27 protein-coding genes are annotated in these 22,288 nt (G+C 68.7%); 12 read left to right on the top strand and 15 right to left on the bottom strand.

Annotated features, from left to right (window positions below):
- Positions 1-5 precede the first annotated feature (5 nt).
- Entirely contained in the window at positions 6-512 is a 507-nt protein-coding gene (gene secB, locus PGN14_RS12460; RefSeq protein ID WP_335299845.1) for a protein-export chaperone SecB, read from the bottom strand.
- A 192-nt stretch (positions 513-704) separates the two neighbouring features.
- Here secB and PGN14_RS12455 point away from each other — a divergent pair, with 192 nt between their 5' ends.
- The 4 genes from PGN14_RS12455 (at position 705) to PGN14_RS12440 (ending at position 5,080) form a co-directional block, all read left to right on the top strand.
- A complete protein-coding gene (locus PGN14_RS12455; protein WP_335299844.1) occupies positions 705-1,349 on the top strand; it encodes a Tim44/TimA family putative adaptor protein in 645 nt (214 codons plus the stop codon).
- A 142-nt stretch (positions 1,350-1,491) separates the two neighbouring features.
- Positions 1,492-2,814: a murein transglycosylase A gene (gene mltA / locus PGN14_RS12450; RefSeq protein ID WP_335299843.1), complete on the top strand. Its 1,323-nt coding sequence runs from the start codon at positions 1,492-1,494 to the stop codon at positions 2,812-2,814.
- Complete coding sequence (locus PGN14_RS12445) at positions 2,789-3,340, top strand: Smr/MutS family protein (RefSeq protein ID WP_335299842.1); 552 nt, start codon at positions 2,789-2,791, stop codon at positions 3,338-3,340. The genes mltA and PGN14_RS12445 overlap by 26 nt, the downstream gene beginning before the upstream one ends.
- A 63-nt stretch (positions 3,341-3,403) precedes the next feature.
- Positions 3,404-5,080: a putative bifunctional diguanylate cyclase/phosphodiesterase gene (locus tag PGN14_RS12440; RefSeq protein ID WP_335299841.1), complete on the top strand. Its 1,677-nt coding sequence runs from the start codon at positions 3,404-3,406 to the stop codon at positions 5,078-5,080.
- Here PGN14_RS12440 and dapE read toward each other — a convergent pair.
- Positions 5,055-6,176 (bottom strand): succinyl-diaminopimelate desuccinylase, encoded by a 1,122-nt coding sequence (dapE, locus tag PGN14_RS12435; RefSeq protein WP_335299840.1) that lies wholly within the window; start codon positions 6,174-6,176, stop codon positions 5,055-5,057. The two genes, PGN14_RS12440 and dapE, sit on opposite strands and share 26 nt — an antisense overlap.
- On the opposite strand from dapE, the gene PGN14_RS12430 reads away from it, so the two are divergent.
- A complete protein-coding gene (locus tag PGN14_RS12430; protein WP_335299839.1) occupies positions 6,175-6,621 on the top strand; it encodes a cupin domain-containing protein in 447 nt (148 codons plus the stop codon). The genes dapE and PGN14_RS12430 overlap by 2 nt on opposite strands.
- Before the next feature lie 27 nt (positions 6,622-6,648).
- On the opposite strand, the gene PGN14_RS12425 is transcribed toward PGN14_RS12430, so the two are convergent.
- On the bottom strand, positions 6,649-7,314 hold the full coding sequence (locus tag PGN14_RS12425; RefSeq protein ID WP_335299838.1) for a glutathione S-transferase: 666 nt from the start codon (positions 7,312-7,314) through the stop codon (positions 6,649-6,651).
- A 125-nt stretch (positions 7,315-7,439) separates the two neighbouring features.
- Between PGN14_RS12425 and PGN14_RS12420 the strand changes: the two genes are divergently transcribed.
- The gene (locus PGN14_RS12420) at positions 7,440-7,589 is read left to right on the top strand and encodes a hypothetical protein (RefSeq protein ID WP_335299837.1); all 150 of its coding nucleotides are present in this window, start codon (positions 7,440-7,442) and stop codon (positions 7,587-7,589) included.
- 3 nt (positions 7,590-7,592) lie between these two features.
- Here the strand turns inward: PGN14_RS12420 and PGN14_RS12415 are convergent, their stop codons facing one another.
- The 7 genes from PGN14_RS12415 to PGN14_RS12385 all read right to left on the bottom strand — a co-directional run bounded on the left by PGN14_RS12415 (position 7,593) and on the right by PGN14_RS12385 (position 12,052).
- Positions 7,593-8,507, bottom strand: a complete 915-nt coding sequence (locus tag PGN14_RS12415; RefSeq protein ID WP_335299836.1) for a hypothetical protein — start codon at positions 8,505-8,507, stop codon at positions 7,593-7,595.
- 94 nt (positions 8,508-8,601) lie between these two features.
- Entirely contained in the window at positions 8,602-9,246 is a 645-nt protein-coding gene (gene yihA / locus PGN14_RS12410) for a ribosome biogenesis GTP-binding protein YihA/YsxC (RefSeq protein ID WP_335299835.1), read from the bottom strand.
- Entirely contained in the window at positions 9,243-10,946 is a 1,704-nt protein-coding gene (gene yidC / locus PGN14_RS12405) for a membrane protein insertase YidC (protein ID WP_335299834.1), read from the bottom strand. The genes yihA and yidC overlap by 4 nt, the downstream gene beginning before the upstream one ends.
- A gap of 19 nt (positions 10,947-10,965) precedes the next feature.
- Positions 10,966-11,178 (bottom strand): membrane protein insertion efficiency factor YidD, encoded by a 213-nt coding sequence (gene yidD / locus PGN14_RS12400; protein WP_335299833.1) that lies wholly within the window; start codon positions 11,176-11,178, stop codon positions 10,966-10,968.
- Complete coding sequence (gene rnpA, locus PGN14_RS12395; protein ID WP_335299832.1) at positions 11,175-11,528, bottom strand: ribonuclease P protein component; 354 nt, start codon at positions 11,526-11,528, stop codon at positions 11,175-11,177. Before rnpA ends, yidD begins: the two co-directional genes overlap by 4 nt.
- A 26-nt stretch (positions 11,529-11,554) precedes the next feature.
- Positions 11,555-11,689, bottom strand: a complete 135-nt coding sequence (gene rpmH, locus PGN14_RS12390) for a 50S ribosomal protein L34 (protein ID WP_028056723.1) — start codon at positions 11,687-11,689, stop codon at positions 11,555-11,557.
- Positions 11,690-11,776: 87 nt separating this feature from the next.
- Positions 11,777-12,052, bottom strand: coding sequence for a hypothetical protein (locus tag PGN14_RS12385; RefSeq protein WP_335299831.1), 276 nt, complete (start codon positions 12,050-12,052; stop codon positions 11,777-11,779).
- A gap of 93 nt (positions 12,053-12,145) precedes the next feature.
- Between PGN14_RS12385 and PGN14_RS12380 the strand changes: the two genes are divergently transcribed.
- Complete coding sequence (locus PGN14_RS12380) at positions 12,146-13,654, top strand: YifB family Mg chelatase-like AAA ATPase (protein ID WP_335299830.1); 1,509 nt, start codon at positions 12,146-12,148, stop codon at positions 13,652-13,654.
- 288 nt (positions 13,655-13,942) lie between these two features.
- Here PGN14_RS12380 and PGN14_RS12375 read toward each other — a convergent pair whose 3' ends face one another.
- Entirely contained in the window at positions 13,943-15,265 is a 1,323-nt protein-coding gene (locus PGN14_RS12375; RefSeq protein WP_335299829.1) for a dicarboxylate/amino acid:cation symporter, read from the bottom strand.
- Between the two features lie 107 nt (positions 15,266-15,372).
- Positions 15,373-16,275 carry a hydrogen peroxide-inducible genes activator gene (locus PGN14_RS12370; RefSeq protein ID WP_335299828.1) on the bottom strand — a complete coding sequence of 301 codons (903 nt, stop codon included), beginning with the start codon at positions 16,273-16,275 and terminating at the stop codon, positions 15,373-15,375.
- Between the two features lie 145 nt (positions 16,276-16,420).
- Here PGN14_RS12370 and PGN14_RS12365 point away from each other — a divergent pair, with 145 nt between their 5' ends.
- Both PGN14_RS12365 and PGN14_RS12360 read left to right on the top strand, forming a co-directional pair.
- A complete protein-coding gene (locus PGN14_RS12365; RefSeq protein ID WP_335299827.1) occupies positions 16,421-16,966 on the top strand; it encodes a peroxiredoxin in 546 nt (181 codons plus the stop codon).
- Positions 16,967-17,095: 129 nt separating this feature from the next.
- A complete protein-coding gene (locus tag PGN14_RS12360) occupies positions 17,096-17,617 on the top strand; it encodes a carboxymuconolactone decarboxylase family protein (protein ID WP_335299826.1) in 522 nt (173 codons plus the stop codon).
- A 139-nt stretch (positions 17,618-17,756) separates the two neighbouring features.
- On the opposite strand, the gene PGN14_RS12355 is transcribed toward PGN14_RS12360, so the two are convergent.
- Positions 17,757-18,527, bottom strand: a complete 771-nt coding sequence (locus PGN14_RS12355) for a sulfite exporter TauE/SafE family protein (RefSeq protein WP_335299825.1) — start codon at positions 18,525-18,527, stop codon at positions 17,757-17,759.
- A gap of 174 nt (positions 18,528-18,701) precedes the next feature.
- Here PGN14_RS12355 and epsC point away from each other — a divergent pair, with 174 nt between their 5' ends.
- Together epsC and PGN14_RS12345 are read left to right on the top strand one after the other, a co-directional pair.
- Positions 18,702-19,382: a serine O-acetyltransferase EpsC gene (gene epsC, locus PGN14_RS12350; RefSeq protein ID WP_335299824.1), complete on the top strand. Its 681-nt coding sequence runs from the start codon at positions 18,702-18,704 to the stop codon at positions 19,380-19,382.
- Positions 19,383-19,392: 10 nt separating this feature from the next.
- Positions 19,393-19,740 carry a DUF2794 domain-containing protein gene (locus PGN14_RS12345; protein WP_335299823.1) on the top strand — a complete coding sequence of 116 codons (348 nt, stop codon included), beginning with the start codon at positions 19,393-19,395 and terminating at the stop codon, positions 19,738-19,740.
- A gap of 85 nt (positions 19,741-19,825) precedes the next feature.
- On the opposite strand, the gene PGN14_RS12340 is transcribed toward PGN14_RS12345, so the two are convergent.
- Positions 19,826-20,731 (bottom strand): LysR family transcriptional regulator, encoded by a 906-nt coding sequence (locus PGN14_RS12340; RefSeq protein WP_335299822.1) that lies wholly within the window; start codon positions 20,729-20,731, stop codon positions 19,826-19,828.
- A gap of 129 nt (positions 20,732-20,860) precedes the next feature.
- Here PGN14_RS12340 and PGN14_RS12335 point away from each other — a divergent pair, with 129 nt between their 5' ends.
- Positions 20,861-21,262 carry an OsmC family protein gene (locus PGN14_RS12335; protein ID WP_335299821.1) on the top strand — a complete coding sequence of 134 codons (402 nt, stop codon included), beginning with the start codon at positions 20,861-20,863 and terminating at the stop codon, positions 21,260-21,262.
- A gap of 122 nt (positions 21,263-21,384) precedes the next feature.
- Here the strand turns inward: PGN14_RS12335 and PGN14_RS12330 are convergent, their stop codons facing one another.
- Positions 21,385-22,284: an SDR family NAD(P)-dependent oxidoreductase gene (locus PGN14_RS12330; RefSeq protein WP_335299820.1), complete on the bottom strand. Its 900-nt coding sequence runs from the start codon at positions 22,282-22,284 to the stop codon at positions 21,385-21,387.
- Between the last annotated feature and the right edge of the window lie 4 nt (positions 22,285-22,288).

The raw sequence follows: 22,288 nt of genomic DNA, 5'->3' as shown, positions 1-22,288 counted from the left end.
AGGGATCAGGCCTGACCGACGTCGCTGCCGAACTGGATGCCCTGCTGCTGCGCCTGCTGGAGGAACAATGCCTGGAAATCGATCGGTTCCAGCAGCAGCGGCGGGAAGCCGCCGTCGCGGATCGCATCCGCCACGACGCGGCGCGCGAACGGGAAGAGGAGGCGCGGGCCTTCGCCCAGCAGGAACGGCTGGACATGCTCCTCGGGGATGTTGCGCAGCCCGAACAGGCCGGCATAGGCCAGCTCGGCGATGAACGCGGTCTTGCCCGCGATCGTCGCGCGGACCTCGATCTTCAGCGTCACCTCATGGACCTCGTCGCCGACCTGCGCCGCGCCGATGTCGAACTGGACGTTGATCTCGGGCGCGGTCTGCTCCTGAAAGACGGCCGGCGCGTTCGGGTTCTCGAACGACAGGTCCTTCACATATTGCGAGATCAGCCCTGCCGCCGGCGCGGTGTCCGCCCCGTTGACATAGGGTTCGTTCGCGGCCCCGGGGTTGCCCTGTTCGTCCATCACACATTCCTTCGATCTGGGTCGCGCGCGCCCGCCGACGGGGATGCGCGAAAGTGTCGGGCGGTTAGCAGCGTGCCCGCGACGACACAATGCGTTCGACACGCACCAGCGACGGATACAATGCGCCGTTCACGCGATTTGAAAGATCAGGCCGCTGCGCCTATGTTGGCGCCACAGCATTCTGGAGTTGCCGTGTTTTACGTTGTCCTCCTCGCGATGGTCGCCGGTTTTCTGGCGCTGCGGCTCTATTCGGTGCTCGGCAAGCGCAGCGGGCATGAACAGCCGCTGCCCAAGCCCGCGGAAGAGCGCGCCGTGCCGCGCGTCCAGCCGCGCACGGTCGACGTGACGCCCGAGGTGCGCGAGCCGGTGCTGCCGCCGTTCGACGGCGCGGCCGAAGGCGGCTTGCGCCAGGTGGTGCAGGCCGAGCCTGGGTTCGACGTGGCCCGCTTCGTCGAGGGCGCGAAGTCGGCCTATCGCATGATTTTGGAGGCGTTCTGGCGCGGCGATGACGAGGCGCTGCGCACGCTGGTGACCCCGGACGTCCATGCCGCCTTCGCCGAGGCGATCGCCGCGCGCAAGGAAGCCGGCCATGTGCTCGACAACCGGCTGGTCTCGATCGAGAAGGCGCATATCGCCGCGGCGGGCGTACAGGGTGGAGAGGCGCGGATCACGATCCGCTTCGACGCCGATATCGCCGCCGTGACGCGCGACGCCGAGGGGCAATTGGTAGCGGGCTCGACCACCGACGCGGTCGAGACGCATGACGTCTGGACCTTCGTGCGCACGGTGCGCAGCCCGGATCCCAACTGGCTGCTGGCGGATACCGACGAGGCGTAACAAGGGGCCTTGCCACCTGGGCCATCGCCGGGGAACCGAACAGCCGAAGGCCGCTTCGTATTTTCTCCCGCATCGGGGTGACGCGCGGGCGAGCCGTCCGTAAGGCTGCGCGATCGATCAACTGCGCGAGGCCGACGGTTCTATGACGAAAGCGGGATGGTCCGCGCTCGCGGGAGCGATGGCGCTGGCGGCATGCGTCGGGCCGGGCGAGGCGCCGCAGCGGCCGGCGGGGCCGTCCGCGCGACCGGTGACGCGCCCGCCATCGCCGACGCCGGCACGCGACGTGCCACAGCTTCACGTGCCGGTGCGTCAGCCGGTGGCCTCGGTGCCGCTGGCGCCGATCGCCGCGATCACGAACCCCGATGCGGCCAATGCCGCCGCGGCGGGGCTGGTGCCCGGCCCGTCGCCGGTCACGCTGCCGATCGCGGGCGATCAGGCCGCGGACGCGCTGGCGGCGTTCCGCATCTCCTGCCCCAGCCTCGTGCGGCGTACCGACCAATCGGGCCTGACGAGCGGGCCGGACTGGCAGCCGGCCTGTGCCGCCGCCGCCACGACCGCACCATCGCAGGCCACGGCCTTCTTCCAGCGCTGGTTCGAGACGGTGCAGGTCGGCGACGGCCGGGCCTTCGCCACCGGCTATTACATCCCCGAGATCCCGGGCTCGCTGTCGCCGCGCGCGGGGTCGGCGCCGATCTATGCGCGGCCGTCGGACCTGATCGAGGTCGATCTGGGCGCCTTCTCCACCGCGCTGGCGGGCAAGAAGGTGCGCGGCAAGGTGCAGGGCAGCAACCTCGTCCCCTATGACGACCGTACCGCGATTGAGGAAGGCTCGCTCAACGGGCGCGCCCGCGTGCTGGGCTATGCCGACGATCCGGTCGAGCTGTTCTTCCTTCAGGTGCAGGGATCGGGGCTGGTGCGCCTGCCCGACGGCGACGTGCTGCGCATCGGCTACGACAGCCAGAACGGGCGCGACTATACCGGGATCGGCGCGCTGATGAAGTCGCGCGGGCTGCTGGCGCCGGGGCAGGCGTCGATGCAGGGGATCGTCGCCTGGTTGCACGCCCATCCCGACGAAGGCCGTGCGATCATGCGCGAGAACAAGAGCTACGTCTTCTTCCGCGAACTGTCCGGCCCGCCGCTGGGGGCGCTGGGGCTGCCGGTCAGCGGTGGCGCGACGGTGGCGGCGGACCCGGCGTTCCTGCCGCTGGGCGCGCCGATCTTCCTGTCGATGGACCGCGCCGACGCCAACGGCATCTGGATCGCGCAGGATACCGGCGGCGCGATCAAGGGCGCCAATCGCGTCGACACCTTCTGGGGCGCGGGCAGCGAGGCGCGCGCGATCGCGGGCGGGATGAGCGCGCGCGGCACTGCGTTCGTGCTGCTGCCGATCGGCAGCTACGATCGCTGGCTGGCGCGCGGCGGAGCATCGGGAGGCGCGGGTGGCGGGTCGACGCCTCGGCCCTGACGAAGAGGCGCTGTGGGCGCGGGTGCGCGCCACGGTGCGCGCGTTGCCGGGACGTCGCAACGACCCGTTGCCGCCTGCCGCCGCCCGCCCGCCTGCGGTCCCGAAAACCGAGGCGGTGCGCGTCTCGGCCCCGGTCCGTCCCGCCGCCGCGGCGGCGCGGCGTGAGCCGGGGCATACGCTGGACCGCGGCTGGGACCGGCGGCTGGCGGGCGGCAGCGTCGCCCCCGACCGCATCATCGACCTGCACGGGCATACGCTGGCCTCCGCGCACGCCGCGCTCGACAGCGGGCTGGCGCAGGCGGTAGCGGGGGGCGACCGCGTGATCCTGCTGGTGACTGGCAAGCCGCCGCGCGCGGACAGCGAGCGGCCGCATGCGCGCGGCGCGATCCGTGCCGCGATCGAGGACTGGCTGCGGCTGTCGCGTCATGCCGGCACGATCGCGGCGATCCGCAATGCGCACCCGCGCCATGGCGGCGCGGGTGCGCTCTACATCGTCTTGCGGCGGGCGCGTGCGACGAACTTTTAACCCCTGACTGCGATCATCCCGGCGGCGGCGAGGGGGTCGCCCGCGGGGGATGACGGCACCAACATGCGAAGCGGCAATGCAGCGACGACGGGCGGGGCCGTTGGCGATAGCGGATGGACGCGGGCGGCGACACTGCTGTCGGTGATCCTGTCCTTCGCGCTGGTCCTGTTGGCGAGCCGGCACGCGCTGGCGATGCATGTGCTGATGCTGGTGACGCCCTGTACCGTGATCGGATGGGCGCTGGCGCAGCGGCGGCTGGGCCGTGTCCTGTCCGCCGCCGATGCCGCGGTCGCGCGGCTCGACGGTGCGACCGACGGCGATCTCGCCAGCGACGCGCCCGCCACGACGCATCGCGGACTGCCGCAGCTGGGCCATGCGATGGAGGCGCTGTTCCGCCGGCTGAACCGCGACATGGACGAAGTGACCGACCGCGCCGCGCGTGATCCGGTGACGGGGCTGGCCAGCCGCGCCTTCTTCCGCGCGGAGGCCGAGCGGCTGCTGGATCATGCGCCGCAGGAGGTCACCGCGGCACTGTTCTTCGTCGACCTCGACCGGTTCAAGATGATCAACGACACCCGCGGCCACGCCTGTGGCGACAAGCTGCTGGCGAAGGTGGCGGAACGGCTGAAGGTCGTCGCGACGACGGCGTGCGGAGACGGTGCGCTGGTCGGGCGGCTGGCGGGCGACGAATTCACGCTGCTGTGCCCCGGCGTCGACGTGCCCGATCATGTCCAGGCGATCGGCGAGGCGATCGTGACCGCGCTGGGGGCGCCGTTCACGATCGACGATGCGACGATCTCGATCGGGGCGTCGGTCGGCGTGGCGCTGCGCCCGCAGCATGGCGCGACGCTCCACGAGTTGATGGGCGCGGCGGATGCGGCGATGTATCGGTCCAAGGCGGCGGGGCGCGCGCGCGTCTCGCGCTATGACGCGCGGCTGGCGGCGGAATTGACCGATCGCGACCGACTGGACCACGACCTGCGCGGCGCGGTGCGGCGCGACGAATTCGCGCTGGTGTTCCAGCCGCAGGTGTCGCTGCGTGACGGGATGCTGGTCACCAGCGAGGCGTTGCTGCGGTGGCGGCACCCGACGCTGGGGCTGCGGCCCGCGGCGGCGTTCCTGGCGCGCGCGGAACAGACCGGGCAGATGACCTCGATCGGCGACTGGGTGGCGCTGAACGTCGCGGCGGCGGCGGGGCGGTGGCACCGGCTGGACCGGCGCGGCCGCATCGCCCTCAACGTCGCGCAGCAGCAGGTGGAGGACATCACCTTCTTCGACCGGCTGAGCGAGGCGTTCGCGACCGCCGAGGTGCCGCTCGACCGGCTGGAGCTGGAGCTGGCGGAGGGCGTCGCGATGCGCTGCCCGCCCGCCGCGCTCGACATGCTGGAGGCGCTGCGCGGGGCGGGGGCGAAGGTGACGGTGGACGATTTCGGCGCCGGCGATTCGAACGTCCAGCGGCTGCGCGCCTTCCCGGTCGACCGTATCAAGCTGGACCGGATGCTGGTGCGCGACGTCGCGGCCGATGCCGACGCGCGGACGATCCTGCAGGCGCTGGTCGGTCTGGTCCACGGTCTGGGATGCGAGGCGGTGGCGGAGGGCGTGGAGAGCGATGCGCAGGTCGACGTGCTGCGCATCATCGGCTGCGACGCGGTACAGGGCTATGCCGTGGCGCATCCGATGGACGAAGGCGCGCTGGAGGCGTGGATCGGCAGCGCTAGGCCACGGCTGCGCGCCGGATGACCGCGGCGTAGATCGCGACCAGCTGCTCCAGATCGGCGAGCGCCACCGCCTCGTCGGTCTTGTGCATCGTGGCGTTGAGCAGGCCGAATTCCACCACCGGGCATAGCGCGCGCAGGAAGCGCGCGTCCGACGTGCCGCCGGTGGTCGACAGTTCGGGCACGCGCCCGGTCACTTCGTGGATCGCGGCGGAGACGAGCGCGGACAGCGCACCCGGCTCGGTCAGGAAGGCCTCGCCCGAGATGCGCGGCGTGACGACCGCATCGGGGGCGTGGCGGTGAACGATGTCGGCGACCCGCGCCGCCAGTTCCTCGCCGTGATGCAGGTCGTTGAAGCGGATGCTGATGCGCGCGGTCGCGCGGGGCGGGATGACGTTGGTGGCGGGATTGCCCACCGTCACGTCGGTGATCTCCAGGTTGGACGGCTGGAACCAGTCGCTGCCCTCGTCCAGCACCAGTGCGTCGAGCGCGGCGAGTGCCGCGACCAACCGCGGGATCGGATTGTCGGCGAGGTGCGGATAGGCGACATGCCCCTGCCGGCCGGGCACGTCGATCCAGATGTTGACCGACCCGCGCCGTCCGATCTTCACCATGTCGCCCAGCGCGGCGACCGAGGTCGGCTCGCCCACCAGGCACAGGTCGGGCGCGATGCCGCGCGCGTGCATCCGATCGATCAGCGACACGGTGCCATAGGTCGCCGGGCCTTCCTCGTCCCCGGTGATGATGAGGGTGAGGGGGCCGGTGTCGTCGGCGCGGGCGATGGCGGCGACGAAGGCGGCGATCGCGCCCTTCATGTCGACCGCGCCGCGCCCGTGGAGCAGGTCGCCGCGGACGTCGGGGACGAAGGCGCCTGCGGTCCAGCCTTCGCCGGGCGGGACGACGTCGACATGTCCCGCGAAGGCGAGGTGCGGGCCGGTGCCGGCGCGGGTGGCGAGCAGGTTCTCGACCGGGCCGTCGGGCGCCTCGCCCGCGACGAACCGCTCGACCGCGAAGCCGAGCGGAACCAGCGCGGCCTCCAGCACGTCGAACACCCGGCCGCGCGCGGGGGTGACACTTTCCGCCGCGATCAGGTCGCAGGCGAGCGGCAGGACGTCAGTCATGGGAGAGGGCCTTGTGCCGAAGATCGATATCGAACGGATCGCCCCCGCGGCGGGCAGCGACTATCCCGAGCCGTTCCGCAAGGCGGCGTCGAACCGCGTGGTGCGCGACCTGTCCGCGGCGTGCGGGGTGACGGATTTCGTCGCCACGCATGTCGTGGTGCCGCCCGGCGGCTGGTCGTCGCAGCGCCACTGGCACGAGGGGGAGGACGAGCTGGTGCTGGTGATCGCGGGCGCGGCGACGCTGGTCGACGACGATGGCGCGCATCCGATGCGCGCCGGCGACATGGCGGTGTTCCGCAAGGGGGAAGCCAATGCGCACCACCTGCGCAACGACGGCGATGCGCCGTGCGTCCTGTTCGCGGTCAGCCTGCCGGAACGGTCGACGGTCCATTATCCCGATATCGCGATGCGCTGGCATCCCGAGCAGGGCTATGCCGCGGAGTGACCCGGTCAATGCCCGCTCACTCCCCGCTCACTGTCCGACCGGTTGCTCGAACTTCTCGATCACCCATTCCTCCGCCTGCGCGGCGGCGATCCAGTCCTGCAGGAAGGGGTGGCGCAGCACCGCGGCGATATAGGCGGCGGCGAAGCGCGGCGCGGGGAGCGAATAGGTGACGATCCGGGTGCAGACCGGCGCGAACATGATGTCCGCCGCGCCGAAATCGCCGAAAAGGAAGTCGCCACCCCCGCCGAATCGTGCGCGCGCCTGCGCCCATAGCTCGAAGATGCGCGACAGATCGGCCAGCACGTCCTCGTCCGGCGCGACCGGGGGATAGACCTGGCGGATGTTCATGCTGTGCCTGCGGCGCAGCGCGACGAAGCTGGAATGCATTTCCGCCGCCATCGACCGCGCCATCGCGCGCGCGGCGTCGTCGGCAGGCCAGAACAGGTCGCGCCCGACCTTGTCGGCGAGATAGTCGACGATGGCCAGGCTGTCCCACACCACCGCATCGCCATCCCACAGGATCGGCACCTTGCCCGACGAGGGCGCGAACTCCGCACCTTCGCGCCGCCTGTCCCATGCCTCGTCATAGAGCGGCACCACGACCTCCTCGAAGACGAGGCCGGACTGGCGGCATGCCAGCCACCCGCGCAGCGACCAGGAGGAATAGGCCTTGTTGCCGATGATGAGCTTCATGCCCCCGGTTTAGCGGGATCGGGGGCGAGGGCAACGTATGAGCGGCGGTTTAACCGGGTTCCTCCACCCGGCGGCAGGGGAGGGCGCGCTAGACCGGACGGTGTCGTTCCGTGAAGGAGTGCCTGATGACCTGCACCGCCGATCTGTCGTCGTCCACGCCCGTCTATGTCCGCGCGCCCACCTTCGTGTTCGATCGCCCGCTGGCGGGCGCCAGCCGGTCGGAGTCGCTGCGACAGCGCATCGCTGCGGCGCGCGAGGCGCGGGCGCTGCGCTGAGCCTCAACGCGCCTCGGGGATGGCGGTCAGGCAGCGTTCCAGCCGCGCCTGACCGCCCCATCGCTCGAACTGGGCGCGTGTCGCCGCGGTGACGGTGGCACCCGACAGCGGACGCGCGACGCGGTTGGACGAGCCCGGCAGCAGCAGGATCACGCTGCGGGGCGCCTGAAAGCGCGCGACCGCATCCCGGTAGTTGGCGGGGCGTTCGGTCGGCGGCAGCCCGTTGAGGGTGCGGTTCATCGCCACCGACGCCTCGCCCAACTCATCGGTTGGCCCCTTGTCGCCGACCAGGCCATAGGCGAGGCGGCGCGTGCCCAGCGTCATCGCCACCACGGGGGTACGATTGTCCGCGCCGCGCGCACTGAACTCGGTGCGGCCCGACGGCAGGACCAGCGCGTTGACGTCGAGCGCATCGAGCCACTTCGCCTGCGTGCAATCGCCATCGCGCGCATGGCCGCCGTCGATCGCGACGTCCGACGTCTTCGACACCAGATACCGATCGGCATCGAGACAGGGTTTGCCGGTGCGCCGGTCCGCCTCGATCACGTTGGGCAGCAGCGCCTGCCACGTCGCCGGGGCAGGGAAGCCCGCGGCGGCGAGACGGCGGAAGGTCGCGACCTTGTCTGGAACGTTGCGGCGCATCGCATTCGCGATGTTGTTGATCGCCAGCCGCTGCGCCTGCGGATCGTCGATATGATAGGAGATGCGGGTGCCGTCAGTGTTCACCTTCAGCGCGCTGACGAAGAGCAGCGCGGTGCCGGTCGTACCCTCGGCGGCGGCCTGATAGACCTGCACGCGCTTCGTGCCGCGCTCGTCGGCGCGGGTGAAGGCAGGGGTGACGCGACACGTCTGGGCGGCGACCGCCTGCAACGGCAGGGCGATCAGGGACAGCGAGGCGAGGGCTCGGGCAAGGAACATCGCGCGTCTCCGGCTGGAGGAGGGTGACGATGCGACCCGCTTGTTTTTCCTGACGATACACCTGTTCGGGACGCTGGTGAAGCGTCCCGGGCGATCAGCCGATCGCCTCGATCACCGCGGCGCGCAGTTCGGGGATGCCCATTCCGGTTTCCGACGAGGTGACGATCAGGTCCGGGTGCGCCGCCGCGCGCTTGCGCGCTTCCGCCTCGGTCGCGGCGACCGTGTCGGCCAGATCGCTGGCCTTCACCTTGTCCGCCTTGGTCATCACCAGGCGATAGCCGACCGCGGCGCGGTCGAGCATCTCCAGCACCTCGCGGTCGACGTCCTTGATGCCGTGGCGGCTGTCGATCAGCACCAGCGCGCGTTTCAGCACCTGTCGCCCGCGCAGATAATCGTTCACCAGGAAGCGCCACTTCTTGACCATGTCCTTGGGCGCCTTGGCGAAGCCATAGCCGGGCATGTCGACCAGCCGGAACACGATAGGCGATCCGACATCGAAGAAGTTCAGCTCCTGCGTCCGCCCCGGCGTAACCGAGGTGCGCGCCAGCGCCTTGCGCCCCGCCAGCGCGTTCAGCAGCGACGACTTGCCGACGTTGGAGCGGCCCGCGAACGCGATCTCGGGCGCTCCCGCCGGTGGCAGGAAGTTGAGCGCGGGCGCCGACTTCAGGAAGTCGATGCGCCCGGCGAAGACCTTGCGCGCGGCCTCGATCTGCTCCTCGGTGAAGACGGCGTCGGTCACTTCGCGGCCGCTTCCTTCAGCTGCGGATGGCGGCTGTAGAGGAACTTCTGCTGCGCGATCGAGATGCAGTTGGTGGTGATCCAGTAGATCTGGAGGCCGACCGCGAACGGCGCCATCACGAACATCAGCACCCACGGCAGGATCGCGAACACCTGCTTCTGCGTATCGTCCATCGGGGCCGGGTTGAGCCGGAACTGGAAGAACATCGAGATGCCGAGCAGCACCGGGAACACGCCGATCGCCAGCATGTGCGGCACCGTGAACGGCAGATAGCCGAAGGCGTTCAGGATCGTCGCGGGATCGGGCGCCGACAGATCCTTGATCCACAAGGCGAACGGCTGGTGCCGCATCTCGATCGTCAGCATCAGCGCCTTGTAGAGCGCGTAGAAGATCGGGATCTGGATCAGCGTGGGCAGGCAGCCCGCCAGCGGATTGACCTTCTCCGCCTTGTACAGCGCCATGATCTCCTGCTGCTGGCGCTGCTTGTCGTCCTTGTACCGCTCCTGGATCGCCTTCATCTTCGGCTGGAGCGCGCGCATCGCCGCCATGCTGGCGAACTGGCGCTGCGCGACCGGGAAGACGAGCAGGCGGATCGTCAGCGTCAGGATGATGATCGCGACGCCGAAATTGCCGATCAGGCGGAACAGCCAGTCGAGATAATAGAAAATCGGCTTTTCCACGAGGCGGAACCAGCCCCAGTCGATCGCATAGTCGAGCTTCACCACCGCGCCGGTATCGGTGTAGCGGTCGAGCAGCTTCACCTCCTTGGCGCCCGCGAACAGTTTCGCGGTCTGGGTCAGCTGGCGGCCCGGGGGCAGCAGTTGCGCGGCGCTGGTGAAGTCGGCCTGATAGGCCTTATTGGCGCCGGCGCGGAACTGGCCGTCGAAGGCGCGGGTCTGGTCGGGGACGAGGGCCGCCAGCCAGTATTTGTCGGTGAAGCCCAACCAGCCGCCGGTTGTGGTGAAGCTCTGCGGCGCCGCATCCACGTCCTTGAAATTGGGGTTGTAGTGCGCGGCGCCGTTGTTGACCGACATCGGGCCGGTATGGATCGTCCAGCTGTCGGGATCCTTCGACACGCCGATGCGGTTGACGAGGCCGTATGCCGACACCGGCACCGCGCCGCGGCCGGCATTGGCGACGGTCTGCTTCACGGTGAAAAGATAATCGTTGTCGATCGCGATCTGGATCGCGAAGCGCTGGCCCTGCGCATTGGCGGCGGTGAGCGTCACCGGCTGCGTCGGGGTCAGCACCGGCGCGGAGGTGGTCCATAGCGCGTCGGCGGCGGGGGGCGACAACCCCTGGTCGCGCCAGCCGAACGCGGCGAAATAGGCGTCCGGCGCGCCGGCGGGCGAGAACAGGCGGATCGGTGGCGAGTTTTTCGCCACCGTCTCGTTGTAGCGGGTCAGGACCAGGTCATCGATCCGCGCGCCCTTCAGGTTGATCGAGCCCTTCAGCGCGGGCGTGTCGATCCGGACGCGCGGGCTGGCGGCCAGCACGGTGGCGCGGTCGCGCAAGGCTGCGGGCGAATCGGCGGTCGGGTCCGCGGCGGGGTTCGGCACGGCGCGCGACTTGCCGTCGACCACCTTCGTCGCGGGCGGATTGGCGGTCGGGAAGAAGCGGTTCTGGATCAGCGGCCATCCGAACAGGATCAGCGCCGCGATCACCGCGAACAGCACGAAGTTCTTGCTTTCGTCCTTCACATGGACCCCAATTCAGTCACTAAGGCACCGGATCGTGGCCGTGCCCGCCCCATGGATGGCAGCGCGCGATACGCCGCAGCGCCAGCCAGCTACCCTTCGCCGCGCCATAGCGGCGAAGCGCCTCGATTGCATAGGCGGAACATGACGGCTGGTATCGGCACGACGGCGGCAGCACCAGCGACGGACCGAGTTGCCACGCGCGCGCCAGCAGGATCAGCGCGCGCGCGATCACTTGCGGCGGCGCGGTCGCGGGGCGTCGGCGGGGGCGGTGCGCGCCTTGACCAGCGCCTTCGCCAGATCGGCGGTGAGCAGCGACCAGTCGCGGTCGGTCGCGGGCAGCCGCCCGATCAGCACATGGTCCGCGCCCGCCCAGCCATGCCGGGGCAGCACCTCGCGCGCCAGGGCACGAAAGCGACGCTTGATGCGGTTGCGCACCACGGCATTGCCGACCTTCTTGGTCACCGTGATGCCGATGCGCATCATGTCATCGGCGTCGTCGCGCGGGCGCACCAACAACACGAAGCCGGGCATCGGAGCCCGACGCCCGGCGTTCGCAGCCAGATAGTCCGATCGTTTCGTCATCCGGCCGATCACGGCCGGGGACGAGCTTACGCCGACAGCTTCTTGCGGCCGCGCGCCCGGCGCGCCCGGATCACCGCCCGGCCGCCGACCGTCGCCATCCGCGCGCGGAAGCCGTGACGGCGGGCGCGCACCAGATTGCTCGGCTGAAAGGTCCGCTTCATCGTTCATATCCCGAAATTCAAAATGCCGAAGGGCCGCCACGCGGGCAGCCCGAAGAAGGGGGCGCGTAGGCGACGCGAGCGTCAAAGTCAACGCGCGACCACCTTGTTTCGTGCGCGCCGGCGTAGCGCGCTGCGCCGGCGCATCGCCATGTCGACGACATGGCCGGTGCGCGGCCAGCGTCGCTTCCACCGCGCGAACCGCACCCTTGCCCAGTGCGAGTTGCGCAGTACCAGCACCAGTCCGCCCGCGAACACCAATGTCCCGCCCGGGCCGGGCAGCGGCGCGACCAGCGGGGCCGCGAGCATCAGCACGATCCCGGCGCACAATTGCGCCATTCGCATCAGGGGGTGTCGGCGCGGCATATGATCCATGTGGGCGTGGTGTGTTAAACCCGCAAGACACACGATGCGGGGTTTGTCAAAGCCGCTATGGAGCGGGTCGGGGTTGGGGGAAACATGGTCGCGATCGTATCGACGGTAGCCTATCTGGGGCTGGAGGCGCGCGCCGTCGAGGTGCAGGTGCAGTTGATCCCGGGGCTGCCCGCGTTCAACCTCGTCGGGCTGGCGGACAAGGCGGTGGCGGAAAGCCGCGAGCGGGTGCGCGGCGCGATCGCCGGCATGGGGCTGGCGCTGCCGCCCAAGCGGATCGCGGTGAACCTGTCGCCGGCCGACCTGCCCAAGGAAGGATCGCATTTCGATCTCCCCATCGCGTTGGGGCTGCTCGCCGCGATGGGGGTGGTCGATGCCGAGGCGCTGGCGGAGTATGTCGTCGTCGGCGAACTGGGGCTGGACGGGCGGCTGGCGCCCTCACCGGGCGTGCTGCTGGCGGCGCTGCACGCCGCGGAGATGGGGCGGGGGCTGATCTGCCCCGCGGCGCAGGGGGCGGAGGCGGCGTGGAGCGGGTCGATCGAGGTGGTCGCCGCGCCCGACCTGCTGGGGCTGCTCAATCATCTGAAGGGGCAGGGGCTGCTCGCCGCGCCGTCGCCGGGCGATGTGGTGGAGGGACGCACCGGCCCGGACCTGCGCCAGGTCAAGGGGCAGGAGGTCGCCAAGCGCGCGCTGGAGATCGCGGCGGCGGGATCGCACAATCTGCTGTTCGTCGGGCCGCCGGGGGCGGGCAAGTCGCTGATGGCGGCGTGCCTGCCCGGCATCCTGCCCCCGCTCGACCCGGCCGAGGCGCTGGAGGTGTCGATGGTGCAGTCGGTCGCGGGCGCGCTGCCGGGGGGCACGCTGACGCGGACGCGCCCGTTCAGGGCGCCGCATCACTCCGCGAGCATGGCGGCGCTGACGGGCGGCGGGCTGAAGGTGAAGACGGGCGAGGTGTCGCTCGCGCATCTGGGCGTGCTGTTCCTCGACGAATTGCCGGAATTCCAGCGCGCGGTGCTCGATTCGCTGCGCCAGCCGCTGGAGACGGGGACGGTTAGCGTCGCGCGCGCCAACGCGCATGTGACGTATCCGGCGCGGGTGCAGCTGGTCGCGGCGATGAATCCATGCCGCTGCGGTCATCTGGGCGATGCGTCGCTGGCGTGCGCGCGGGCGCCGAAATGCGCGGCGGATTATCAGGCGAAGGTGTCGGGGCCGCTGCTCGACCGCATCGACCTGCATGTCGAGGTGGCGGCGGTGAGCGCGGTCGACCTGACGCTGCCTGCCCCGGCGGAGGGGTCGGCCGAGGTCGCGGCACGCGTCGCGGCGGCGCGCGCGGTGCAGGGTGAGCGGTTGGCGGGGACGGGGCTGCGCACGAATGCGGAGCTGGATGGCGAGGCGCTGGAGCAATTCGCGCAGCCGGACGAGGCGGGGCGGGCATTGCTGGCGCAGGCGGCGGTGGCGATGAAGCTGTCGGCGCGCGGCTATACGCGAATCCTGCGCGTGGCGCGGACGATCGCGGATCTGGCGGGGGCGGAGGTGGTCGGGCGCATCCACGTCGCCGAAGCGTTGAGCTATCGCCGGCAGCCGCCGCGGAATTGATTCACGCGAAGCCGCGAAGCCGCGAAGCCGCGAAGAAGAAGGAAGAAGGTTGGTTCGCGCAGAGGCGCGGAGACGCGGAGGTGTTGCGTCCGCGGCTACGTTCGAGCCGCCATCGGCGGCTCTCTTGCGGTCGCCCAAGGCTTGAGAGGGCGCTGCGCGCCCGTCGAACACCATCTCTCTGCGCCTCCGCGTCTCTGCGCGAACAGTTCTTCGATCGCCTCGAACGCGATGTCCGTTGAGGGTCGTGACCTACCCGCCGCCGCAACCCCTTCGCGGCTTCGCGTAAACCTACAACTTCCGGAAGCTATCCACGTCGCGCGCCGGCCCGTCCCCAGATGGCGCGGACAAACCCTCCATCACCACGGGTTCGCGGGGGTCCAGCCCGCCTTCCCATTTCGCGATCACCGCGCCCGCCACCGCATTGCCGATCACGTTGGTCGCGGTGCGGCCCATGTCGAGGAAGTGGTCGATCGCCAGCACCAGCAGCAGTCCCGCCTCCGGCAGGTTGAACATGGGCAGCGTCGCCGCGATCACCACCAGGCTGGCGCGCGGCACGCCCGCGATCCCCTTCGACGTGACCATCAGCACCAGCAGCATCGTGATCATCTGCCCCAGCGACATGTCGATGCCATAGGCCTGCGCGATGAAGATCGACGCGAAGGTCATGTAGATCATCGAGCCGTCGAGGTTGAACGAATAGCCGAGCGGCAGCACGAAGCTGGCGATGCGCGGCGGCACGCCGAAGCGGTCGAGCGCCTCCAGCATCCGCGGATACGCCGCCTCCGACGAGGCGGTGGAGAAGGCGACCAGCAGCGGCTCGCGCACATAGCGCACCAGCTCGCGGATGCGCGGCCCGATGAACGCGAAGCCGACCCCCAGCAGCACCGTCCACAGCACCAGCAGCGTGAGATAGAAGCTGCCCATGAAATAGGCGAGCTGCCCGATCACCGCCGGCCCGCGCTCCGTCAGCGTGCCCGCGACCGCCGCGAACACTGCCAGCGGGGCGACGCGCATGACGTAGTCGGTCACCTGGAGCATGACATGGACCAGCGCGTCGACCGCCTTGACCAGCGGCGCGGCCTTCTCGCCCACCGCGGTAATCGCGACGCCGACGAAGATCGACATGACGACGATTTGCAGGATTTCGTTCTTCGCCATCGCGTCGATCATCGAGGCGGGGACGATGTGGGTGAAGAAGTCCTTGAGGTTGAACGCCGCGGTCTCCAGCCCGCTGCCCTGCGTCGCGGGCGGCAGCGACAGGCCGATGCCGACGCCGGGCTGGAGCAAATTGACCATCAGCAGCCCGAGGGTGAGCGACAACAGGCTGGCGCTGATGAACCATGCCAGACTGCGCGCGCCGATGCGGCCCAGCGCGGCGGTGTCGCCCATCTGCGCGATCCCCGACACCAATGTGGCGAACACCAACGGCGCGATGATCATCTTGATGAGGCGCAGGAACAGGGTGGTAACGATCGAGAAATAGCCCGCGATCCGCGTCACCAGCTCCGTGCCAGCGGGCGTGCCGTCGTCCAGCCAGCCGTTGAGGACGAGGCCGGTGACGAGGCCGAGCGCCAGCCCGACGAGAATGTAGAAGGTCAGCCGCTTGGCCATTGGTGTTCCCCGCGAAGTCGAGCGTGAGGGAAAGGGGATCGCGCGCGCCGGGTCAAGCGCGGCGTCGGCCCCGCCCTATGATGAAGACGCATGGCGCGCCGGCGCCCTCACGCCGCCGCCTTCAACACCTCGCCCAGCAACTGGAAGTCGCGTTCGCGCGGAGAGGCGCGGCGCCACACCAGCGCCAGCGTGCGCGTCGGGTGATCCGCATCGAGCGGGCGCGCGGCAACATTGGTATGGTCGAGGATGCCGGCATCCAGCGCGATCTTGGGGAGCATCGTCACGCCCAGGCCATTGTCGACCATCTGCACCATCGTGTGGAGCGAGGTGCCCAGCATCGTCGCCTCCGCGCGCAGCTCGGCGCGATTGCATGCGGCCAGCGCATGGTCCTTGAGGCAATGCCCGTCCTCCAGCAGCAGCAGGCGCGTCTCGTCGATCTCCGCGGGACTGACCGGCGTGTGCGTGGCGGCCATCTCGCCCTCGGGAAAGGCGAGGAAGAGGTGATCCTCGAACAGCTTCATCGCGGTCACCTCGCCACAGGCATAGGGCAGCGCCAGCAGCACGCAGTCGGTGCGCCCGTTGTGCAGCGCCTCGCACGCCGGCCCGCTGGGTTCCTCGCGCAGGAACAGCTTGAGGTCGGGGTAGTCCTTGCGCAGCCGCGGCAGGATGCGCGGCAGCAGGAAGGGGGCGATGGTGGGGATGACGCTCATCCGCATCTCGCCCGACAGCGGGCGGCCCGCGGCGCGTGCCATGTCGCCCAGTTCTTCCGCCTCGCGCAGAACGACGCGCGCCTTGCCCGCGATCTGTTCGCCGAGCGGGGTGAAGCGGACGACGCGCCGCGTGCGCTCCACCAGCGTGACGCCGATCAGCGTCTCCAGCTCGCGCAATCCCGCCGACAGCGTCGACTGGGTGACGAAACACGCCTCCGCCGCACGGCCGAAATGGCCGTGATCCTTGAGCGCCACGAGATATTGCAGCTGTTTCAGCGTCGGAAGGTAGGTCGCCGCCATTTATCGCCTCTGTCGATCAACCATCGCATTATAGTCGATTGGATCGATCGGGCGAACCCCCTATATCGCTGCCGTAACGAGAGTCGCTCCAGCGGCCGGACGTGAGAGGATGGCTGATCCCGATTTTTCGTAAAGGAGCCATCTGATGCTGACCATCGGCGATACCTTCCCCGCCATCACCGTCCCCGTCCAGCGGGGCACCGACGCGCTGCCCGCGGGCGAGACGCTGGACCTGACCACCGCCTATCCGGGCAAGTGGAAGGTGCTGTTCTACTGGCCGAAGGACTTCACCTTCGTCTGCCCGACCGAGATCGTCGGCTACAGCCAGATCAAGGGCGATTTCGAGGATCGCGACGCGGTGCTGATCGGCGCCTCGACCGACACCGCGCACGTCCATCTGGCGTGGCGCAAGTCGGACCCGGATCTGGCGGCGGCGGACTTCCCGTGGCTGGCCGATAACGGCCGCAAGCTGGCCGACGCGCTCGGCATCGTCGACAAGGGCGAGCATGTCGCATTCCGCGCCACCTTCATCGTCGACCCGGACAACGTCATCCAGGCGGTGCAGGTCAACGGCCTGAACGTCGGTCGCAACCCGGCCGAGACGCTGCGCGTGCTCGACGCGCTCCAGACCGACGAGCTGTGCCCGTGCAACTGGAACAAGGGCGACGACGTGCTGCAGGTCGCGGCCTGATCCATCGCGGGGCGGGGGCGTGATGCCCCCGCTCCGTCCCTTCTCGGCACCCCAGCGGAAGCTGGGGTCTCCCAGCAACGGAGAGACCCCAGCCTCCGCTGGGGTGACGCATTTTCGCGAGACACTTACATGGCCCTCAAGGACTTCGCGGGCACGCTGCCCGATTTCGCCAAGGACATCCGCCTCAACGTCGGCTCGCTGCTGAACGAGGCGGCGCTGAACGACCAGCGCAAATACGGGCTGCTGCTCGCCTGTGCGCACGGCACCGGGCACAAGACGCTGGTCGACGCGACCGAGGCCGAGGTGGCGGACAAGCTGTCGCCCGAGGCCGCGACCGCGGCGCGCGCGGCGGCAGCGGTGATGGCGATGAACAACGTCTATTATCGCTTCACGCACCTCGCCTCGAACGAGGAATATCGCCGCATGCCGGCCAAGCTGCGCATGAACGTGATCGGTGCGCCGGGGATCGACAAGGTCGACTTCGAACTGTTCAGCCTGGCGGTCAGCGCGATGAACGGCTGTGGCATGTGCATCGACAGCCACGAGCAGGTGCTGAAGAAGGCGGGCGTCACTGCCGAGGTGATCCAGGCATCGGTGCGCATCGCATCGGTGATGAAGGCGGTCGCCACGGTCCACGCCGCGGTGGCCTGATCCATCGACGCCTCATACCCGTCATTCCCGCGAAGGCGGGAATCCATACGCGCAGGTCCGGCGATAGAAGCGCGGGCTCAGCGTATATGGATCCCCGCCTTCGCAGGGATGACGGGCGGGGTGGGGCAGGCGTCCGCCCCTACATCAGCACGGCGCGGATGAAACCATAGGTGCTGGTGATGGTCAGCACCGTGCCGACCAGGATCAGCATTACCTTCATCGGGATGCGCTTCGCCATCATCGCGCCGAGCGGGGCGGCCAAGACGCCGCCGATCAGCAGCCCCAGCGTCGCGGTCGCGAAATCGCGCAGCCCCAGATGATAGATGAACGCGGCCGAGACGGTGGCGGTCAGGAAGAATTCGACCGAATTGACAGTGCCGACGACCTTGCGCGGCTCGACCCCCTGCACCAGCAGGTTGGACGTCACGATCGGCCCCCAGCCGCCGCCACCCATCGCATCGAGGAAGCCGCCGAACAGCCCCAGCGGCTCCACCACCTTGGGCTTCTGCACCTTGGGCGGGAACAGCAGCCCGCGCACCAGCAGATAGATGCCGACCGCGATCAGATAGCCGAGCACGAACGGCTTGATCGTCGCGGCATCGATATTGGTCAGCAGATAGGCGCCGGTGACGCCGCCGATGATCCCGGGCACCAGCAACCGCAGGAACAGCCGCTTGTCGATATTGCCGTGGATCGCGTGGCTGATCCCCGACACCGCGGTGGTGAACGTCTCCACGATATGGACGTTGGCCGAGGCACGCGCGGGCGGCAGCCCGATCACCGCCACCAGCAGCGTGTTGCAGATCACGCCGAACGCCATCCCCAGCGCCCCGTCGACCAGTTGCGCGCCGAACCCGACGGCGATGAAGGGCATCAGCGCGAAGACGTCCAGATCGGCGAATGACGGCATGAAGATCCCTTGAACGTGGCGACGACGGTGGTGACGGTAGCTAGGGGTAAAGTCGAGGGGTCCGGTAGGTAATTCGGGTTTGTGCCAACCAAGCGAGGCTTATGGAAATGCCCCTTCCGCACGCCTACATGACGGAGAGAACGTGCCCGCACGCAACGGGTTCAGGGGAGCATCATGTCGCGATTGACCGACTACCTCGACTCGATCCGGGCGCGCGACCCGGCGCCGCACTCCCGCTGGGAGGTGCTGACCTACCCCGGCGTATGGGCCTTGGGGTGGCATCGGCTGGCGCATCGGCTGTATCGCGCGCGCTGGTATCTGGCGGCGCGGATCGTCAACCACTGGTCGCGGATGACGACCGCGATCGACATCCATCCGGGCGCCACGATCGGGCGCAACTTCTTCATCGACCATGGCTTCGTGGTGATCGGCGAGACGGCGGAGATCGGCGACGACGTCACCATCTACCAATGCGTTACTTTGGGCGGGACCAGCCCCGACAATGGCATCGCGGGCAAGCGCCACCCGACGATCGCGGACGGCGCGATCATCGGGTCGGGCGCGCAGGTGCTGGGGCCGATCACGGTCGGCCCGCGCGCGCGCGTCGGCGCCAATGCGGTGGTGACGAGGGACGTGCCCGCCGGCGCGGTGATGGTCGGCATCCCCGCGCGCCCGACGATGGTGGAGGGCGGCGCCGCGCCCGCGCCGCGCTTCGTCCCTTATGGCACGCCGTGCTGCGACGGCTTCGACCCGCAGGTGCAGAAGGTCGAGGCGCTGCGCTGCGAACTGGAGGCGATGCGCCAACGGCTGGACGCGTTGACGGGCGAAACGGAACAGGAGCGCGATCGGGCATGAGGCGCGCCTGATGGGGATCGTCACGCCCTTTCCCGCCGGTGTCGGACGCCAGCCGTCGCAGGTGGGATTCGAGCGCGCGGAGCTGGCGCGGATCCTCGACCTGTACGGGCGGATGGTCGCCGCGGGCCACTGGCGCGACTATGCGATCGATCTGGGCCGCGACGCCGCGGTCTTCGCCTGCTTCCGCCGCACCGCCGAGCGCCCCGAGTTCCGCATCGAGAAGCGACCTGCATTGCGCCAGCGGCAAGGCATGTGGGCACTGGTGGGCGAAGCGGGGCAGGTGGTGAAGCGCGGGCACGAACTGGGGCCGGTGCTGGCGCCGGTCGAGCGGCGGCTGATGAAGCTGGTGGAGGAATAGGGGCCTCTCGGCAACAATCGAAAAGCGGGATATGCGTAACATCCCAATCGATCTGTCCCGTCAGATTTGGGTCGAGGCCGTCGGCTTACAGTTCGGATTCTGCCACGACTTCAAGGAAGCGTTGCAACGCAGGCGTCGCGTCGTCCGTCCGCCAGACAAGCCCGATTTCCAGACATGGTACTTCTCCTGCGAGATCGACATACCGCACATCGGAACGTGCCAGCTTCCGCAATGATGCTGGCACCAGCGCCATTCCCATCCCAGCGGAAACAAGGCTGATGATCGTCTGCATCTGGATCGCTTCCTGGGCGATTCGAAGCGATCCCCTGTGCATCGAGAGATAGTCGATGATCAGGTCGTGAAAAGCGGGCGCCGACGAGCGCGGAAACATGATCAGCGGAGCATCTACTATCGTCGCAGGGCTAAGGCGCCCTGCCTCCAATGTTAATCGTCCCTGCTCAGGCCAAGATTCTGGGATCGCTGCGATCAGTGGCTCTGACAAGAGCCGGCGATAGCTCAAGGTTGGATGAAGTGTACCAACCGGCGGCGGGATGATGATGCCGGCGTGGCCAGCCCCTTCCAGCAATCCCGCGATCTGTACCTCGCTTGTCATTTCACGCAAGGCGAGGTCGACAGCCGGATAACGGGCGGCATAGGCTCGCGCGAGCGGCGGGAGGACACTGTAGTCCGCGATGCTGACGAACGACAGATCCAGCCTGCCGGTCTCACCGCGACGCAGGCGTTGCGCGGTTTCGGGCAGGAAAGCGAGGATGCCGAGTGCTTCGCGCACATGGACCAACCAAAGTCCTCCAAACGGCGTCAGCGCGACGCTCCGTTTGGTGCGGATGAAGAGGGGCGCGCCAAGCTCGCGCTCCAGCGCCATGATGGACTGGCTCAGTGGGGGCTGAGTCATGTTGAGGCGCTCTGCTGCCCGATTGAAATGCAGAGTCTCGGCAACCGCCACAAAATGTCGAAGCTGCCGCACGTCCATCGCTGATATCTACAGCGACCTAAAGCAAGCTCACAAGTATATTTCTCATATCGTTTTGGGCGCGGTAGTTCGGATGGCCTCTACAAAGAGGCGCTCGGACCATCACTATGTCGCAAAGGATCCCGCTCAGTGAGCAAGACCGTTGTATCCTATGAAGGAAATTTGCGCTCTCAGACAAAACATGAGGGCTCGGGTGCCATCATCGTCATGGATGCCCCGAAGGAGTTGGGCGGCTTGGGCGAGGGACAGTCGGCAAGCGACCTGCTCGGCGTCTCCCTAGGCGGTTGCATCCTCGGCATCATGGGCATCACCGCCCGGTCGATGAATGTCGATATTGTCGGGGCCACGGCAACGATCGTGAAGGAGATGGCCAACGCGCCTCGGCGATTTGCGCATCTGTCGGTCGCCATCACCATACCGGGGAGGTTTGACTACAAGCAGCGTCGCAGGCTGGAAGCGGCCGCACACGCACGCCCCGTTCACAACGCTCTTGGTATAGAGGCGCCCATCACGTTCGATTGGGTTGGCTGATCGAGTGCCTTTCCGGAACCTTGATCTTAAAACCTGTCACGGCCCGATGTGCATGGGAACAACGGAAGAGGCCCGCTTGAACAAGGCCCGGCGCGCCACCCGCGCGCCGGGCCTGCTCAGTATCAACCGCCCTGGAGCTTCTTGCCGATCAGCATCGACTGGCCGGCGCCCGAATCGGGGACGATCTCGCCGGTGCGGTCGGTGATCTCGGCCCAGTATTTGGCCACGCCCTCGGGCGACAGGTCGTCGCCGGTCAGCAGCTTGCCGGGCGTCAGCGTGACGTAGCTGGCCTGGAACACGCCCGCGCCCGCGCCGACGATCTGGTTGGTCGGTGCGTCCTCGCTGACCAGGAACAGTGCGGCGGGCATCACCTTTTCCGGCGCGAAGGCCTGGAACAGCTGCTCGGGGAACAGGTCCTCGGTCATGCGCGTGCCCGCGACGGGGGCGAGCGTGTTGACCTTGATGTTGTTCTTCGCGCCTTCGAGGTACAGCGTCTTGGTCAGGCCGGCGAGGCCCAGCTTCGCGGCGCCGTAATTCGCCTGACCGAAATTGCCGAACAGCCCGGTCGACGAGGCGGTCATCAGCACGCGGCCGTAATTCTGCTCGCGGAAGGTTTCCCAGCACGCCTTGGTGGCGTTGGCGGAGCCGAGCAGGTGGACGTTGACGACGAAGGCGAAGTCCGACGGCTCCATCTTCGCGAAGGTCTTGTCGCGCAGCACGCCGGCGTTGTTGATCAGGATGTGGACGCCGCCCCACTTTTCCTTGGCCTTGGCGACCATCTCGACCATCTGGTCGTATTCGGTGACGCTGCCGCCATTGGCCATCGCCTGGCCGCCCGCGGCCTCGATCTCCGCCACCACCTTCTGCGCGGCATCCGAGGCGCCCTGGCCGGAGCGGTCGCCGCCCAGGTCGTTCACCACCACCTTCGCCCCGCGGCGTGCGAGTTCGAGCGCATATTCGCGGCCCAGACCGCCGCCGGCGCCGGTGACGATGGCAACCTTGTCGTCGAAACGAATGGACATGGAA

The organism is Sphingomonas adhaesiva, from assembly GCF_036946305.1.
GTDB lineage: Bacteria > Pseudomonadota > Alphaproteobacteria > Sphingomonadales > Sphingomonadaceae > Sphingomonas > Sphingomonas adhaesiva_B.
The sequence above is the reverse complement of the archived record's forward strand: the minus strand, read 5'-3'. Positions and strand labels throughout refer to the sequence as shown.